The sequence below is a fragment of the Streptomyces sp. HPF1205 genome (assembly GCF_020400825.1).
Taxonomy (GTDB): Bacteria; Actinomycetota; Actinomycetes; order Streptomycetales; family Streptomycetaceae; genus Actinacidiphila.
Genome location: NZ_JAINVH010000010.1, coordinates 145,351 through 162,995, shown reverse-complemented (window position 1 = coordinate 162,995; position 17,645 = coordinate 145,351). Strand labels below are relative to the sequence as shown.

At 73.8% G+C, this 17,645-nt stretch carries 10 protein-coding genes; 9 read left to right on the top strand and 1 reads right to left on the bottom strand.

All coding sequences use genetic code 11. From position 1 onward, the window contains the following. Window positions 1-5 precede the first annotated feature (5 nt). The 7 genes from K7G61_RS14210 (at window position 6) to K7G61_RS14180 (ending at window position 11,289) form a co-directional block, all read left to right on the top strand. A complete protein-coding gene (locus tag K7G61_RS14210) occupies window positions 6-1,223 on the top strand; it encodes a glucose-1-phosphate adenylyltransferase (RefSeq protein WP_225847152.1) in 1,218 nt (405 codons plus the stop codon). 443 nt (window positions 1,224-1,666) lie between these two features. Next, the gene (locus K7G61_RS14205) at window positions 1,667-2,674 is read left to right on the top strand and encodes a polysaccharide lyase family 1 protein (protein ID WP_225847151.1); all 1,008 of its coding nucleotides are present in this window, start codon (window positions 1,667-1,669) and stop codon (window positions 2,672-2,674) included. A gap of 288 nt (window positions 2,675-2,962) precedes the next feature. Continuing rightward, window positions 2,963-3,292, top strand: a complete 330-nt coding sequence (locus tag K7G61_RS14200; protein ID WP_225847150.1) for a plasmid stabilization protein — start codon at window positions 2,963-2,965, stop codon at window positions 3,290-3,292. 79 nt (window positions 3,293-3,371) lie between these two features. Then, window positions 3,372-6,464, top strand: a complete 3,093-nt coding sequence (locus K7G61_RS14195; protein WP_225847149.1) for an FAD-binding and (Fe-S)-binding domain-containing protein — start codon at window positions 3,372-3,374, stop codon at window positions 6,462-6,464. Window positions 6,465-6,517: 53 nt separating this feature from the next. Next, the gene (locus K7G61_RS14190; RefSeq protein WP_225847148.1) at window positions 6,518-8,341 is read left to right on the top strand and encodes a thiamine pyrophosphate-requiring protein; all 1,824 of its coding nucleotides are present in this window, start codon (window positions 6,518-6,520) and stop codon (window positions 8,339-8,341) included. Between the two features lie 96 nt (window positions 8,342-8,437). Continuing rightward, window positions 8,438-10,291: a glycoside hydrolase family 15 protein gene (locus tag K7G61_RS14185; protein ID WP_225847147.1), complete on the top strand. Its 1,854-nt coding sequence runs from the start codon at window positions 8,438-8,440 to the stop codon at window positions 10,289-10,291. Next, entirely contained in the window at window positions 10,288-11,289 is a 1,002-nt protein-coding gene (locus tag K7G61_RS14180; RefSeq protein ID WP_225847146.1) for an SDR family oxidoreductase, read from the top strand. The genes K7G61_RS14185 and K7G61_RS14180 overlap by 4 nt, the downstream gene beginning before the upstream one ends. Window positions 11,290-11,346: 57 nt before the next feature. On the opposite strand, the gene K7G61_RS14175 is transcribed toward K7G61_RS14180, so the two are convergent. Continuing rightward, window positions 11,347-12,180 (bottom strand): aldo/keto reductase, encoded by an 834-nt coding sequence (locus K7G61_RS14175; RefSeq protein WP_225847145.1) that lies wholly within the window; start codon window positions 12,178-12,180, stop codon window positions 11,347-11,349. Window positions 12,181-12,504: 324 nt separating this feature from the next. Between K7G61_RS14175 and K7G61_RS14170 the strand changes: the two genes are divergently transcribed. Further along, window positions 12,505-15,318 carry an ATP-dependent Clp protease ATP-binding subunit gene (locus tag K7G61_RS14170; protein ID WP_225847144.1) on the top strand — a complete coding sequence of 938 codons (2,814 nt, stop codon included), beginning with the start codon at window positions 12,505-12,507 and terminating at the stop codon, window positions 15,316-15,318. Between the two features lie 196 nt (window positions 15,319-15,514). Continuing rightward, window positions 15,515-17,626, top strand: a complete 2,112-nt coding sequence (locus K7G61_RS14165) for a SpoIIE family protein phosphatase (RefSeq protein ID WP_225847143.1) — start codon at window positions 15,515-15,517, stop codon at window positions 17,624-17,626. The last annotated feature ends 19 nt before the right edge of the window (window positions 17,627-17,645 follow it).

Sequence of the window (17,645 nt, the reverse complement as noted above, 5' to 3'; positions counted from 1 at the left end):
ACCCGATGCGCGGTGGACCTTCGGTGCTGGGCATAGTGCTGGCCGGCGGGGCGGGCAAGCGGCTGATGCCGCTCACCGCCGACCGGGCCAAACCCGCGGTCCCCTTCGGCGGCACCTACCGCCTGGTGGACTTCGTGCTGTCCAACCTGGTCAACGGGGACATGATGCGGGTCTGCGTGCTGACCCAGTACAAGTCGCACTCCCTGGACCGGCACATCAGCACCACCTGGCGGATGTCGAGCCTGCTGGGCAACTACGTCACGCCCGTGCCCGCCCAGCAGCGGCTCGGCCCGCGCTGGTACCTGGGCAGCGCCGACGCCATCCTGCAGTCCCTGAACCTGGTGTACGACGAACGGCCCGACTACATAGCCGTGTTCGGCGCCGACCACGTCTACCGGATGGACCCGCGGCAGATGCTCGCCCAGCACATCGAGCACGGCGCCGGCGTCACGGTGGCCGGCATCAAGGTGCCCAGGGCCGACGCGCACGGCTTCGGCGTGATCACCCCGGGCGCCGACGGCATCCAGGTGGAGCGGTTCCTGGAGAAGCCCGCCGACCCGCCGGGACTGCCCGACGACCCGGCCCACGTCTTCGCGTCCATGGGCAACTACCTGTTCACCACGAAGACCCTGATCGACGCGCTGCAGGAGGACGCCGAGGACCCGCAGTCGGTGCACGACATGGGCGGCAGCATCCTGCCCCGGCTCACCGGCAAGGGCGTCGCCCAGGTCTACGACTTCGGTACCAACCACGTACCCGGCGAGACCGCCCGCGACCACGGCTACTGGCGCGACGTCGGCACCCTGGACGCCTACTACGACGCCCACATGGACCTGGTCGGCGAGCACCCCGCCTTCAGCCTGCACAACGGCAACTGGCCCATCTACACCCACACCGGACCGCTGCCGCCCGCGAAGATCGCGGCAGGCGGCATCGTGGGGGAGTCGGTGATCAGCCCCGGCTGCGTGATCCGCGGCCAGGTCACCCGCTCGGTGCTCTCGCCCGGGGTGATCGTGGACCCCGGCGCGGTGGTGCAGGGCTCGGTGCTGCACGACAACGTACGGGTCGGCCGCGGCGCCATCGTCCGCGGCGCGGTGCTGGACAAGAACGTGGACGTGCCGCCCGGCGGGACCATCGGGGTCAACCCCGACCGCGACCGGGAGCTGTACACGGTCTCCGCCTCGGGCGTGATCGTGCTCGGCAAGGGCCAGCCCGTCCGCTGACCGGATCACGGCGGTCCCGGGCACCGGGCGCGGGCCGGATCGGAAACCGGTTCGGCGCAAGGCATTGACGGTGTCACGGGACCGCTCTACCGTCACGGGTCGTACGTCGTACGTCGTACGTGGTACGTCATATATCAGAATCGCTCCACCCGTCGGGGATCCCGCGGAGCAAGGGCGTTGACGCCTATGGCAAGCGCTTGCTACGTTGGCGGTGATGCGACGGTGACACAGGTGACCTGAGTTCGGGCCGAGTTGTCCTACCCGTTTCTCGGAGACCCTGGTCGAACCGCAATGATGACGCCTGCGCGCCCGGCTCCCGATGTCCGGGGGTAATCGCACGCCGGCACAGTAAGCGCTTGCTGATCGTTTACCGACGGTGAGCGTGTTTCGTCGCCGCCCCCCACGGCGGCCCCCCACATCCTCCTGACGAGAGGGAACGGCACATGAAGCTCACGCACGTATCAGTCGAGCGCCCGAGCGGCGCGCGCCGCCGGCGTCTGGCGGCCGCCGCGGGCACCGCGGCCCTGGCCCTGGCGGTCGTCCCCGCGGTGACCGGCGCCCCCAGCGCCCACGCGGCGTCCTACGAGTCGTCGCCCGTCGGGTACGGCGCCGGCACCACCGGCGGCGGCTCGGCCGCGGCCAAGACCGTCAGCAGCCTGTCCGCGTTCAAGAGCGCGGTCAGCGGCGATTCCGCGAAGGTCGTCAAGGTCTCCGGCCTGATCCCGCTGTCCGGCCAGGTCGACGTCGGCTCCAACACCACCGTGCTCGGAGTCGGGTCGAACTCCGGCTTCACCGGCGGCGGCCTGCGGGTGAAGGACAGGACCAACGTCATCATCCGCAACCTGGTGATCAGCAAGGCCGTCGGCACGGACGCGATCACCGTGCAGCACTCCACGAAGGTCTGGGTCGACCACAACGACCTGTCGTCCGACCAGAGCCACGGCAAGGACTACTACGACGGCCTGCTCGACATCACGCACGCCGCCGACTACGTGAGCGTGTCGTGGAACAAGTTCCACGACCACTACAAGGTGTCCCTGGTCGGCCACTCCGACAGCAACGCCTCGGAGGACACCGGCCACCTGCGGGTGACCTACAGCCACAACTGGTTCTACAACGTCAACTCCCGGCTGCCCAGTCTGCGCTTCGGCAAGGGCCACATGTTCAACAACTACTACGAGAACGTCGGCGACAGCGGCATCCACTCCCGGATGGGCGCGGAGGTCTACGTCGAGAAGAACGTCTTCACCAACGTCCCCGACGCCATCACCACCACCGGCGACAGCCCCACCGACGGCTACGCCAACCAGTCCGGCAACATCCTCAACAACTCCACCACCGACATCACCCGGACGTCCTCCTACAAGCCCTCCTACAGCTACAGCGCCGAGAGCGCCTCGACCGTGGTCTCCTCGGTGACCGCGGGAGCCGGCACCGGCAAGGTGGGCTGACCGTACGACCCCGGTACGGGGCCGCGCCTCCTCGCGGCCCCGTACCGGGGGCACCACGTACGAGCCGCGTGACGACGGCCCGCACGGCAGCGACCGTGCGGGCCGTCGGCGTGCCCGGGCCCCACCCGAACGGCGTACGTGCGGTGGCCCCCGGGCGGCGGACGGTGACAAGACTGGAGAAGCGTGCGTGCGACGTCCCGGGCCGGGCAGGCGAACGCCATGACCGGACAGCGCGCGGGTCCCCGCGCACATTCCCCCGTCATGAGACCCGCATGAGAGGTGAACACCATGCCTCGAGGTTCGTCGCCCAAACGTGAGCGGCAGTACGAGCACATCAAGGACAGCGCCCGCGAGCGCGGCGAGTCCGAGCGGCGCGCGAAGGAGATCGCCTCGCGGACCGTGAACAAGGAGCGGGCCCGCTCCGGCGAGGCCCGCACCGCCAGCCGTACCTCGGTCCAGGACATGTCCTCGTCACGGCGCGGCGGCAAGCGCTCCGGCAACCGGTCGGGACCCGGCGGTCCGACCAGGGACCAGCTCTACAACGAGGCCAGGCAGCGCAACATCAAGGGCCGCTCGCACATGAGCAAGGAAGAGCTCAGCAAGGCCCTCGGCCACTGAAGGACGCCGCCCCGCGGACGTCCGCCGCCCGGCGCCACGCGCGCCGGGCGGCGGGCGGCGGGCGGCCGGAAAGGTGCGTATGACCACGATCAGCGGAAAGGCACGCGGCCAGGCTCCCGGCGCCCCCTCGCCGGGGACGGCGATCGACGTCACGGCCCTGGAGAACGCCCTGCGCGGCGAGGTGGACGGCGAGGTCCGCTTCGACCCGGGGAGCCGGGGTGCCTACGCCACCGACGGCTCCAACTACCGGCAGATACCGCTGGGCGTGGTCGTGCCGCACAGCGTGGACGCCGGGGCCGACGCCATAGCCGTCTGCGCCCGCTTCGGCGCCCCCGTGCTCTCCCGGGGCGGCGGCACCAGCCTGGCCGGCCAGTGCACCAACACCGCGGTCGTCATCGACTGGACCAAGTACTGCTACGGACTGGTCTGCGTGGACACCGAGGCCCGCACCTGCGTGGTCGAGCCGGGCATCGTCCTGGACGACCTCAACCGCCAACTCGCCTCGGTCGGCCTGCAGTTCGGCCCCAAGCCGTCCACCCACAGCCAGTGCACCATCGGCGGCATGATCGGCAACAACTCCTGCGGCGCCTCCGCCCAGGCGTACGGCAAGACCGTGGACAACGTCCGCCGCCTGGAGATCCTCACCTACGACGGCGTGCGCTGCTGGGTCGGTCCCACCTCGCACGAGGAGTACGAGGCGGTCTCCGCCATCGGCGACCGGCGCGCCGAGCTGTACCAGGGCCTGCAGGGCATCGGCGACCGCTACCTCGCCGACATCCGCCGCGGCTACCCCAAGATCCCGCGCCGCGTGTCCGGCTACAACCTGGACGACCTGCTGCCCGAGAACGGCTTCAACCTCGCCCGCGCCCTCGTCGGCAGCGAGGGCACCCTGGTCACCGTCCTGCACGCCGAGCTGGAACTGGTGCCGGTGCCCGCCGCCGAGGCCGTCCTGGTGCTGGGCTACCCCGACATCTGCGCCGCGGCCGACGACGTGCCCCGCCTGCTGGAGCACTGCCACCCCGGCCAGCTCGAAGCGCTCGACGACCGCATGGCCCAGCTCATGCGCGAGGAGGGCAGCCACCTCCAGTCGCTGCGCAGCTTCCCCGAAGGCGGCAGCTGGCTGCTCCTGCAGTTCACCGGCGACTCCCAGCAGGACGTCGAGCGGCAGGTCCACGACCTGCTGGCGGCGATCGGGCGCGACGAGAGCGACCCCGGCGTGTCCTTCTCCGAGGACCCCGCCCGCGAACAGCGCATGCTCAAGGCGCGCGAGGCCGGCCTCGGCGTCACCGCCCGCCCGCCGGACGACCGCGAGACGTGGGAGGGCTGGGAGGACTCCGCCGTACCGCCGGACCGGCTCGGCGACTACCTTCGCGACCTCAAGGGCCTGTTCGCCCGCTTCGGCTACGACCACCCCGCCCTGTACGGCCACTTCGGCCAGGGCTGCGTCCACACCCGCATCCCCTTCGGCCTGCGCACCGCCGAAGGCGTCGCCGCCTTCCGCGACTTCCTCCAGCAGGCCGCCGAACTCGTCGTCTCCTACGGCGGGTCGCTGTCCGGCGAGCACGGCGACGGCCAGGCCAGGGGAGAGCTGCTGACCATCATGTACGGCGACCGCCTGGTGCGCGCCTTCGGCGAGCTGAAGGAACTGTTCGACCCGGCCGACCGGATGAACCCCGGCAAGGTCGTCGCCCCCCACCGCACCGACCAGGACCTGCGTCTGGGCGCCGACTTCCGGCCCCGCGACGACCGCGACGCCCGCTTCGGCTACCCCGAGGACGACCACTCCTTCAACCGCGCGGTGATGCGCTGCGTCGGCATCGGCAACTGCCGCAGCCACGAGGGCGGCGTGATGTGCCCGTCCTTCCGGGCCACCGGCGAGGAGGAGCACTCCACCCGGGGCCGCGCCCGGCTGCTGTTCGAGATGATCGGCGGCCACACCGACTCGCCGATCACCGACGGCTGGCGCTCCACCGAGGTCCGCGACGCACTCGACCTGTGCCTGGCCTGCAAGGGCTGCAAGTCCGACTGCCCGGTCGGCGTCGACATGGCCACGTACAAGGCGGAGTTCCTCTCCCACCACTACGAGGGCAGGCTGCGGCCGGCCGCCCACTACGCCCTGGGCTGGCTGCCGCTGTGGGCCCGCGCCGCCTCGATGGCACCCGGGGCCGCCAACACGGTGCTGCGCGCCCCCGGCGTCTCCCGGCTCGGCAAACGCCTGGCAGGTGTCGCCGACCGCGACGCGCCGCTGTTCGCCGAGGAGTCCTTCCTGCGGTGGTGGCACTCGCGCGGCACACCGGAACCCGACCCCGCCGACCCCAGGGCCGTGGTGCTGTGGCCCGACACGTTCAGCACCTACTTCCACCCGTCGGTCGCCCGCTCGGCGGTCCGGGTGCTGGAGGACGCCGGGTTCCACGTGGCCGTTCCCACCCGGCCCGTGTGCTGCGGACTGACCTGGATCTCCACCGGGCAACTCGGCGTCGCGGAGCGGGTGCTGCGGCGCACCGCCCGGACACTGCGGCCGTGGATCGAGGCGGGCACCCGCATCGTCGGCCTGGAGCCGTCCTGCACCGCCGTCTTCCGCGCCGACGCGCCGGAACTGATGCCGGACGACGAGGACTTCGAACGGCTCGCCGGGCAGTTCCACACCCTGTCCGAGCTGCTCCTGCGGCACGCCCCGGACGACTGGCGGCCGCCCCGGCTGACCCGCGCGGCCACCGTGCAGACCCACTGCCACCAGCACGCCGTCACCAAGTTCGACGCCGACCGGGAACTGATGCGCCGGGCGGGGCTCGACGCGGACGTGCTGGACGAGGGCTGCTGCGGCCTGGCCGGGAACTTCGGCTTCGAACGCGGCCACCGTGAACTGTCCATGGCGGTCGGCGAACTCGGCGTGCTGCCCGCGGTCCGCCGCGCCGCGCCCAGCGCCCTGGTGATCGCCGACGGCTTCAGCTGCCGCACCCAGATCGAGCAAGGCGGCACCGACCGCCGCGCCCTGCACCTCGCCGAGGTGCTCGCGCTCGGCCTGGACGCGGGTCTGCCCGCCGACCGCCCGGAGAAGGCGGCCGCGCGCCCCGAGCCGCCCTCGCCGGCGCGCGCCCGGCTCGTCACCGCCGCCGCGGCCGGCGCGGTGGGCGCCGCCGGCTGGGCCGTGACCCGACGGCTGCGGACCTGACCCGAAGGCGCCCCCGGCCGCCCGCCAACCGCTCAGCGACGAGAGGAAGACCCGTGTCGATCAAGGTGTCCGACTACATACTCCAGCGCCTGCGCGAGTGGGACGTCCAGCACGTCTTCGCCTACCCCGGCGACGGCATCAACGGGCTGCTCGCGGCGTGGGGCCGGGCCGAGAACAAACCCCAGTTCGTCCAGGCCAGGCACGAGGAGATGGCCGCGTTCGAGGCCGTCGGCTACGCCAAGTTCTCCGGCAAGGTCGGCGTCTGCGCCGCCACCTCGGGCCCCGGCGCCATCCACCTGCTCAACGGGCTGTACGACGCCAAGCTCGACCACGTGCCGGTCGTCGCCCTCGTCGGCCAGACCAACCGCAGCGCCATGGGCGGCAGTTACCAGCAGGAAGTCGACCTGCACACCCTGTTCAAGGACGTCGCCGCCGACTTCTGCGAGATGGTCACCGTCCCCGAGCAACTGCCCAACGTCCTGGACCGCGCGCTGCGCACCGCCTACGCCAAGCGCACCGTCACCGCCGTCATCCTGCCCGCCGACGTCCAGGAACTGGACTACTCGCCGCCGACGCACGCCTTCAAGATGGTGCCCTCCAGCCTCGGCGTCGCCGACTACGCGCCCGTGCCCGCCGACCAGGACATCGCGCACGCCGCCGAGATCCTCAACGCCGGCCACAAGGTCGCCATCCTGGTCGGCCAGGGCGCCAGGGCCGCCCGCGCGGAGGTCGAGCACGCCGCCGACCTGCTCGGCGCCGGCGTGGCCAAGGCGCTGCTCGGGAAAGACGTCCTGCCCGACGACCTGCCCTACGTCACCGGCTCCATCGGCCTGCTCGGCACCCGGCCCTCGTACGAGATGATGCGGGACTGCGACACGCTGCTGGTGATCGGGTCCAGCTTCCCGTACACCCAGTTCATGCCCGAGTTCGGGCAGGCGCGGGCGGTGCAGATCGACAACGACCCGTTCATGATCGGGCTGCGCTACCCCTTCGAGGTCAACCTCGTCGGCGACGCGGCAGGCACCCTCAAGCGGCTGCTGCCCATGCTGAAGGCCAAGCGGCACGGCGACTGGCGCAAGACCGTCGAGAAGAACACCGCCCGCTGGTGGGAGGTGATGCAGCGGCGCGCGGCCGTCGACGCCGACCCGGTCAACCCCGAGTACGTCGTCCACGCCCTCGACGACCTGCTGCCGGACAACGCCGTGCTGGCCGCCGACTCCGGATCGGCCGCCAACTGGTACGCCCGCCACCTGCGCATGCGCGGCCACATGCGCGGCTCGCTGTCGGGCACGCTGGCGACGATGGGGCCCGGTGTGCCGTACGTCATCGGGGCGAAGTTCGCCCACCCCGACCGGCCGGCGATCGCCATCGTCGGCGACGGCGCCATGCAGATGAACGGCATGGCCGAACTCGTCACCGCGGCCAAGTACTGGCGCCAGTGGCGCGACCCCCGGCTGGTCGTCGCCGTCCTGAACAACCAGGACCTCAACCAGGTGACCTGGGAGATGCGGGCCATGGAGGGCGCGCCCCAGTTCCTGCCGTCCCAGTCCATCCCCGACGTGCGCTACGCCGACTTCGCCCGGTCCGTCGGCCTGGAGGGAACGCGGGTGGAGGAGCCGGGCGGCGTCGTCGACGCCTGGCAGCGGGCGCTGGCCGCCGACCGGCCGTTCGTCATCGACTTCCGCACCGACCCCGCCGTGCCGCCCATTCCGCCGCACGCCACCCTCGACCAGATCGAGGCCGCCGCCTCCGCCGTACTGCACGGCGACAGCGACCGCGTCGGCATGGTCAGGCAGGGCGTGAAGGCCAAGGTGCAGGAGATGCTGCCCGGCCGCAGGCACCGCGGCGACCGACCGGGGGCCGACGACCAACGATGACCGGACCCGCGGGCGGGCGGCGTCCGCGGGGGCCCGGGCACGGCCGCACGCCGTGCCCGGACGGGCGGAGCACTACCAGGCGGGGTGAGGAAGCGGATGCGGCGGACGACGGTGGACGGCGGCGGGCGGGACGAGCGGACCGGGGCTCCGGCCGGGGCACACGGCGGATCGCCCGGCTGGGCCCGCGCCTACCCGCCGCAGTCGCTGCGCGACCATGTCCTGCTCGCCGACGGCGAGCGCGGGGCGCTGCTCGGCCCGCGCGGCGAGGTGGCCTGGATGTGCGCGCCGCGGTGGCACGACGACGCCGTCTTCGCCACCCTCATCGGCGGCGCCGGGGTCTACGCGCTCACCCCCCGCGGCCGGTTCGTCGGCGGCGGCGCTTACGAACCCGGGTCGCTGGTCTGGCGGCGCCGCTGGATCACCGCGACCGGCGTCACCGAGTGCCGGGAGGCGCTCGCCCGCCCCGGCGAGCCGGGCCGCGTCGTCCTGCTGCGCCGCACCCACGCCCAGGAGGGGCCGGCGCACCTCGACGTCGTGCTGCACCCCGCCGCCGGGTACGGCCGCGCGCCGCTGACCGGGGCCCACCGCGACGAGGCCGGGGTGTGGACCGCGCGCAGCGGGGACCTGTGGCTGCGCTGGACCGGCGCCGGCGACGCCCGGATCGCCGACCCGGACGGCGCGGGGGAGCGGTTCCTCGCCCGGCTGGACCTGCCCCCCGGCGCCCGCCACGACCTGGTGCTGGAACTGGGCACCGGCCCGCTGCCCGACACGCCACCGCCGGACCCCGACCGGGCCTGGGCCGCGACCTCGGCGGCCTGGGCGGACACCCCGTCCATGACGCACACCATCGCGCCCGCCGACGCCCGGCACGCCTTCGCGGTGATGCGCGGGCTGACCGGCGCCGGGGGCGGCATGGTCGCGGCGGCCACCACCAGCCTTCCCGAACGCGCCGAGGAGGGCCGCAACTACGACTACCGCTACGTCTGGATCCGCGACCAGTGCTACGCGGGCCAGGCGGCGGCCGCCGCCGGCGCGTACGAACTGCTGGACGACGCCGTGCGCTTCGTGACCGCGAGGCTGCACCAGGACGGGCCGCGGCTCGCCCCCGCGTACACCCCCGACGGCGGGCCCATACCGGGCGAGCGGCGGCTGAACCTGCCCGGCTACCCCGGCGGCTACGACGTGATCGGCAACAAGGTGCGCGGGCAGTTCCAGCTCGACGCGTTCGGCGAGGCGCTGCTGCTGCTCGCCGCGGCTGCCCGGCACGGCCGGCTGGACCGCGACGGCCTGACCGCGGCCGCGACCGCCGCGGACGCTGTCGGCAGGCGCCGGGACGAACCCGACGCCGGCATCTGGGAGCTGAGCCCGCGCCGGTGGACGCACAGCCGGCTGACCTGCGTGGCGGGGCTGCGCGCCCTGGCCGCGGCCGTGCCGCACGACTCGCGTACGGGGGAGTGGACCGGACTCGCGGAGAGCCTGCTGGCCGCCACCACGGCGGAGGCGCTGCACCCCGACGGCCACTGGCAGCGCTCCCCGGACGACCCGGCCCCCGACGCGGCGCTGCTGCTGCCGCCCATCCGCGGGGCACTGCCCGCGAGCGACCCGCGCACCCGCGCCACCTTGCGGGTCTACCGGGAGCGGCTCACCGACGACCACTTCGCCTACCGCTTCCGCCACGACAGCCGCCCGCTGCCCGAGGCCGAGGGCGCCTTCGTGCTCTGCGGTTTCCTCATGGCACTGGCCGAGCATCAGCAGGGCAACGGGATCGCCGCCCACCGCTGGTTCGAACGCAACCGCTCGGCCTGCGGCGTCGCCGGACTGTTCGCCGAGGAGTACGACGTCGCCCAGCGGCAGCAGCGCGGGAACATCCCGCAGGCGTTCGTCCACGCCCTGCTGCTGGAGAGCGCCGCCCGGCTCACCACACCGTACGGAGAGGACCACCAAGCATGACCCGGACAGTCGTCGTCACCGGTGCCAGCGGAGGGATCGGGCGGGCCTGCGCCCGGCAGTTCGCCGCACGCGGGGACAACGTGGTGCTGCTCGCCCGCGGCCGGGCCGGCCTGGAAGCCGCCGCGGCCGAGCTGGAGGCCCTGGGCGGCCGCGCCCTCGCGGTGCCCACCGACATGGCCGACCACCAAGCCGTGGAAGCCGCCGCGGACGCCGCCCAGGGTGCGTTCGGAGCCGTCGACGTGTGGGTCAACGTCGCCTTCGCCTCCGTCTTCGCCCCGTTCACCGAGATCACTGCGGAGGAGTACGAGCGCGTCACCGCGGTCAGCTACCTGGGCTTCGTCAACGGCACCAGGGCCGCCCTGCGCCTGATGCGCCCGCACGACAGCGGGGTGATCGTGCAGGTGGGCTCCGCGCTGGGGGAGCGCTCCATCCCGCTGCAGTCCGCCTACTGCGGCGCCAAGCACGCCGTGAACGGCTTCACCTCCTCGCTGCGCACCGAGCTGATGCATGACAAGAGCCGCATCCGCGTCACCGTGGTGCAGATGCCGGCCGTCAACACCCCCCAGTTCTCCTGGGTGCGATCCCGGCTGCCCCGCAAGCCGCAGCCCGTGCCGCCGATCTACCAGCCGGAGGTCGCCGCCCGGGCCGTGGTGCACGCCGCCGACCACCCGCGCCGCAAGCAGTACTACGTGGGCGCCTCCACGGTGGCCACCGTGCTGGGCGAGAAGGTCGCCGCCGGCCTGCTCGACCGCTACCTGGCCCGTACCGGATACGCCTCCCAGCAGACCGGTGAGGCGGACACCGTCCGCCCCGACAACCTGTGGCACCCGGTCGACGAGGCGCCGGGCACCGACCACGGCGCCCACGGCGCCTTCGACGACCGGTCCGCGGCACGCTCCTACCAGTCCATGGCCGCCCGCCACCCCCTGCCCACCACGGCGGCGGCGGTGTCGGCCGCGGCGGCCGTCGCGGTCGCGGTGCGCCGGCACCGCGGCTGACCGGCGGGCGTCGCCCCGGCGGACCCGGCGGGCGTGACCGCCGCCGGGTCGGCCGGGTCAGGGGATCCAGTTGAAGCTCTCCGGGTCCGGGCCGGTGCGCTCGTCACGGTTCAGGGCGGTGATCGCGGCCATGTCGCCGGGCGTGAGCTCGAAGTCGAACAGCTCGAAGTTCTCCTCGATGCGCGCCCGGCTGACCGACTTGGGGAAGACGACGTCCCCGCGCTGGAGGTGCCAGCGCAGCGTGACCTGCGCGGCCGACCGGTCCAGCCGGGAGGCGATACCGGCGATCACCGGGTCGCCCAGCACCTTGCCCTGGGCGATCGGCGACCACGCCTCCGTGACGATGCCGTGGCCGCTGTCGAAGGCACGCACCGTGGCTTGCGTCAGATAGGGGTGGACCTCGATCTGGTTGACGGCCGGGACCACCTCGCCGCCGTCCAGGAGGCGCTGAAGGTGGCCGGGGTTGAAGTTGGAGACCCCGATCGACCGGCAGCGGCCGGACCGGTAGATCTCCTCCATCGCCTTCCACGTCTCCAGGTAGTCCCCGACCGCGGGCATCGGCCAGTGGACCAGGAACAGGTCGACGTACCCGAGCCCCAGGTCGTCCAGCGTGCGGGCGAAGGCGGCCAGCGCGTCCCCGTAGGCGTGGTGGCCGTTGTTGAGCTTGCTGGTGACGAACACCTCGGAGCGGGGCAGCCCGGAGTCCCTGACCGCCTGCCCCACCTGCTTCTCGTTCCCGTACATCTGGGCGGTGTCGATGTGGCGGTAGCCGGTCTCCAGCGCGGTCAGCACGGCGCTGCGGGTGCTCTCCGGGAGGATCTGGAACACACCGAAGCCGAGCTGGGGGATCTCGACGCCGTTGTTCATGGTGAGCGTGGGCACTGAGGTCATCGGTGCGGTTCCTTACCGGGCTCCTCGCCCTCGGTTCGGCTGCTTCCGACTGCCGGCCCCGCGGACCGGCTCCGTCCGGCTGCCCCCTCACCCACCGTAACGGCAGCGGGGGACTCCGGCGCGCCGGAGGCGGGCCCCGGCGGGGCCGCGGCACCCGGCGAGGACCGGGCCCGCGGCGGCCCTCACGCGCGGCCGCGGGCGATTCGCCGCAATCGTGACACTTCCACAGGTGTGGACCGCGGCCGATCGGGCACCCGGCCGGACGTACACGCCCGTCGACGCGAAAGGGCGCCCGGCCCCGTCCGGCCGCCCGAGGGGATGGCCATGAGCAGCGGGTTCATCGGACCTGAGGGCTACGGCCCCGACTCGTTCGGAGAGTTCCTGGCCCGGTTCCTGGGCGGCGGACAGCGCCGCGGACCGCAGCCGATCGACATCGGGCGGCTGATGAGCGAACCGGCCCGGCAGATGGTCGCGGGAGCCGCCGCGTACGCGGCCGAGCACGGCAGCAGCGACCTGGCCACCGAGCACCTGCTGCGCGCCGCGCTCGCCATCGAGCCGACCAGGAGCCTGATGGCGCGCTCCGGTGCCGACCCGGACCGGCTGGCCGGCGAGATCGACCGCAGGGCCGGTGAGGTCGAGCCCGGCGGCGACCGCCGCTCCCGGGACCCGGTGTCCTTGTCGGTGACCCCCGCGGTCAAGCGGGCCCTGCTCGACGCCCACGAACTGGCCCGGGCGGGCGGCGCCGGCTACATCGGCCCCGAGCACCTGCTCGCGGGCCTGGCCGCCAACCCCGACTCGGCGGCCGGGCACATCCTCAACGCCGCCCGCTTCGATCCCGGGCCGGTCCCGCAGGCCGGGCCCGCCCGGCCGGGCGCCGGGCCGGAACAGCGCCCCGGCCCGGCGGGCGGTCCCGGGACCGGCCCCACGCCCACCCTGGACAGGTACAGCCGCGACCTGACCGGCCTGGCGCGGCAGGGCAGGATCGACCCGGTGATCGGACGCGACGAGGAGATCGAGCAGACCGTGGAGGTGCTCTCCCGGCGCGGCAAGAACAACCCCGTGCTGATCGGCGACGCGGGTGTCGGCAAGACCGCGGTCGTCGAGGGGCTGGCCCAGCGGATGGCCGACGGCGACGTGCCGGACACGCTCGCCGGGCGCCGCGTGATCGCCCTGGACCTGTCCGGCGTCGTCGCCGGCACCCGCTACCGGGGCGACTTCGAGGAGCGGATGAACGGCATCATCGAGGAGATCCGCGCCCACTCGGGCGACCTGGTCGTGTTCATCGACGAGCTCCACACCGTGGTCGGCGCGGGCGGCGGCTCCGAGGGCGGCTCCATGGACGCGGGCAACATGCTCAAGCCGGCGCTCGCCCGCGGCGAACTGCACGTCATCGGCGCCACCACCATGGAGGAGTACCGCCGGTACATCGAGAAGGACGCCGCGCTCGCCCGCCGCTTCCAGCCGATCCTGATACCGGAGCCGACCACCGCCGACGCCGTCGGGATCCTGCGCGGCCTGCGCGACCGGTACGAGGCCCACCACCAGGTCCGCTACACCGACGAGGCACTGGTGGCCGCGGTCGAGCTGTCCGACCGCTACCTCACCGACCGTTTCCTGCCCGACAAGGCCATCGACCTGATGGACCAGGCCGGTGCGCGGGTGCGGCTGCGGGCCCACACCAAGGGCTCCGACGTGCGGGCGATGGAGCGCGAGGTGGAGCAGCTCACCCGCGACAAGGAGCAGGCGGTCGCCGCCGAGAGCTACGAGCGGGCCACGGAACTGCGCAACCGGATCGCCGAGCTCACCGAGCGGATCGGCCGGGGCGAGGCCGAGGAGCAGCGCCTGCAGTCCGGGGACGGGAAGGTCGTGGAGGTCACCACCGAGGACATCGCCGACGTGGTGTCCCGGCAGACCGGCATCCCCGTCAGCAGCCTCACCCAGGAGGAGAGGGACCGGCTGCTGCACCTGGAGGAGCACCTCCACCAGCGGGTGGTGGGACAGGACGAGGCGGTGGGCGTGGTCGCCGAGGCGGTCCTGCGCTCGCGTGCGGGACTGTCGCCCCCGGGGCGGCCCATCGGCAGCTTCCTCTTCCTCGGTCCGACCGGCGTCGGCAAGACGGAACTGGCCCGCGCGCTGGCCGAGGCCCTGTTCGGCAGCGAGGAGCGGATGGTCCGCCTGGACATGAGCGAGTTCCAGGAGCGCCACACCGTCAGCCGGCTGGTCGGCGCCCCGCCCGGGTACGTCGGGCACGAGGAGGCGGGACAGCTCACCGAGGCCGTGCGCCGCCATCCGTACTCGCTGCTCCTGCTCGACGAGGTCGAGAAGGCGCACCCGGACGTCTTCAACATCCTGCTGCAGGTCCTCGACGACGGGCGGCTCACCGACGCGCAGGGCCGCACGGTGGACTTCGCCAACACCGTCATCGTGATGACCAGCAACCTCGGCTCGGAGATGATCACCGGCCGCGGCACCACCCTGGGATTCGGCGGCGGCGGCGCCGCCGGAGCGGAGGCCGACGAGGCGGCCCGCCGGGAGCAGATCCTGCGGCCGCTGCGCGAGCACTTCCGGCCGGAGTTCCTCAACCGCATCGACGAGGTCGTGGTCTTCCGGCGGCTCTCCGACGAGCAGCTGCGCCGGATCACCGACCTGCTGCTGGAGGAGACGCGGCGCCGGCTGCTCGCCCAGGACGTGGCCGTCGAGTTCACCGGTGAGGCGGTCGACTGGCTGGCCAGGCGCGGCCACCAGCCCGAGTACGGGGCCCGCCCGCTGCGCCGCGCCATCCAGCGCGAGGTCGACAACCCGCTGTCCCGGATGCTCCTCGACGGCAAGGTGACCGCCGGTGACCGCGTGGTGGTCTCGGTGGACGACGGCGCCCTGGGCTTCCACGCGCGCCCGGCCGCGGGCGAGGCCGGTGCCGGGGCGGCCGGTCATGGCCCGTCCGGTCCTGGCCCGTCCGCGGGCGACGCCGGTGCCGGGGCGGGCCCCGCGGACCGGCCGGCTCCCGACGGGCCGCCGCCCCCGACGGGCGCGTCCCCGCCGGCGGGCCCGTCCTCCTCCTCGGGCGGCTCCGGGTTCCCTCCGGCGGGTCCGGCGCCGGGCGCGGGCCCGGTGCCCGGGACCGGGCAGGACCGGGACTGACCCGGGGCGGTGCCTGGCGCGGCGGGTGACCGGCGGGCGCGGAAACCGGCCCGCCGGGGATCGCCGCCCGAGCCGCCCCGTACCCTCCGGCCGCCGAGCCGCCCCATGCCGCGGCCTTTCGGCGCATGTCGCGAGCGGACAGGCGAGCGGGCGCGTTCGACGCGCCCGGCGGGGCGGTGCGCGCGATGATCGGAGGATGAGGCGGACCGGCGGTGAGGTCGGGGTTCCCGAGCTGGAACCCGAGGTGTTCGACAGCGCCATCGTGGCCGTCGCGCTGACCGCCGGCCCGGACCACCGGCTGGTGTACCGCAACGACGCGTTCCAGGAGCTGTTCGGCCCCAGGCCGCTGGGCGACCCGGCACGTGCGGCGTTCCCGGAGCCGACGGCCACGCGCTGGCTGCGGATGCTCGACGAGGTGCACCGGGACCGGCGGGCCCGCCAGGTCACGTCGGCGCGGACCACCACGGGGTCCGCGCCCGGGGCACCGGCCGGACGGCACTTCGTCTACAGCTGCTCGCCCGTGGTGTCCCGGCACGGGCCGGGCGTGCTCACCGTCGCCGTCGACACCACCCGCCAGATCGAGGCGATGAAGCGCGCCGAGGACCTGTCCGAGGAGCGGCACCAGGCACTGCAGCGCTACGAGGCCCTGATGTCGGCCGTGCCGCAGATCGTCTGGCTGATGAAGCCCGACGGCGCCATCACCGAGCTGGTCGGGGGCTTCGAGGAGTTCACCGGCACGCCGTGGCGGCCCAGGATCGACGAGGAGTGGCTCGCCGGGGTCCATCCCATGGACCGGGAGCGCCTGGTGCAGACCTGGCGCGACGCCGCCACGGGCACCCCTTCGTTCTTCGCCTGCACCTTCCGGCTGCGTACCGCCTCCGGCGAGTACCGCCATGTCCAGTCCCGCGCGGTTCCCATCGTCCGCGACGGCGTGGTCGTGGAGTGGATCGGCGCCACCGCCGACATCGAGGACCAGTGGCGCAACCGGCTGCGCGAGCGGCTGCTCGCCCGCGTCGCGAGCGTCACCGCCGCCGACGACCTGCCGCAGGCGTTCGCCGCCGTCGCCGCCGCGGTGGTCCCCGACCTGACCGACGCCTGCGTGGTGTGCCTGCTGCCCGCCTCGGGTGTGGCCGCGCCCGCGGGCCCGCTGACCGCGACCCGCGTCGCGTCCGTCGCCCGCGCCGGGCTCCCGCCGGTGCCGCCGATCAGCGACCAGCCGTACGCCGTGGGACAGCTCGCCCAGCAGGTCGTCGAGAGCGGGCGGCCCAAGCTGCTGACCTTCCCCGCCGGCGACCCGCCGGGCGGTGTGCTGCCGGAGATGTCCATGGCCTGGATGCGCAAGGTGCGCTCCACCAGCCTGACCGTGGTGCCGATCGTCATCGACGCGGCCGTGGTCGCCTACGCGTGCGCGGTCGGCTGCGGCGAGAGCCCGCCACCCGGCCCCGGCGACCTCGCGCTGCTCGGCGAGATCCTGCACGGGGTGCGCGAGCCGCTGCGGCAGGCGCTGGAGCTCGAGCGCACCCGGCAGACCGCGCTCACCCTCCAGCGCGCCCTGCTCACCCCCACCCCGCGGGTGCCCGGCGCCGAGCTCGCCGCCAACTACCAGCCCGCCAGCCGTACCGCCGAGATCGGCGGCGACTGGTACGACGCGCTGCTGCTGCCCGACGGGGGCGTCGCCCTGACCATCGGCGACATCGCGGGGCACGACCTGGAGGCGGCCACCTCGATGAGCCAGCTCCGCAGCATGCTGCGGGTCATCGCCTACGACCAGGGCCGCCCGCACTCGCCCGCCGAGGCGCTGTCCACGCTGGACCGGGTCGCCGACGGTCTTGACATGGCGCCGCTGGTCACCGCCGTGCACGTCAGCCTGACGCCCGAGGAGTCCGGCGGCTGGCACGCGGCCTGGTCAAGCGCCGGGCACCCGCCGCCGCTGCTCATCCCGGCCCGCGGCGCCCCCCGCTACCTCGGCGCGGACGGCGCGGACCTGCCGCTGTGCGTGGCCCCCGAGGTGCCCCGCACCACCCGGCACCACGACCTGGGGACCGGCGACACCCTGCTGCTCTACACCGACGGCCTGATCGAGGTGCCCGGCCGCGACATCTCCGAGGGCATGGCCGACCTCGCCGCCCACGCCGAGGAGATCAGGCGCGGAGGCGGCACACTGGCCGAGCTGTGCGCGCGGCTGCTGGCCGCGGTCGTCGACCGCCGGGACGACGCCGCCGTCATCGGCTTCCGCCCCCTGCCGCGCGGACTCGCCGCCGACGGCGACCCGGATCCCGGCCCGGGGGACCGCCGGCCGGGGCGCTGACGCGCCGCACAGGACCCGC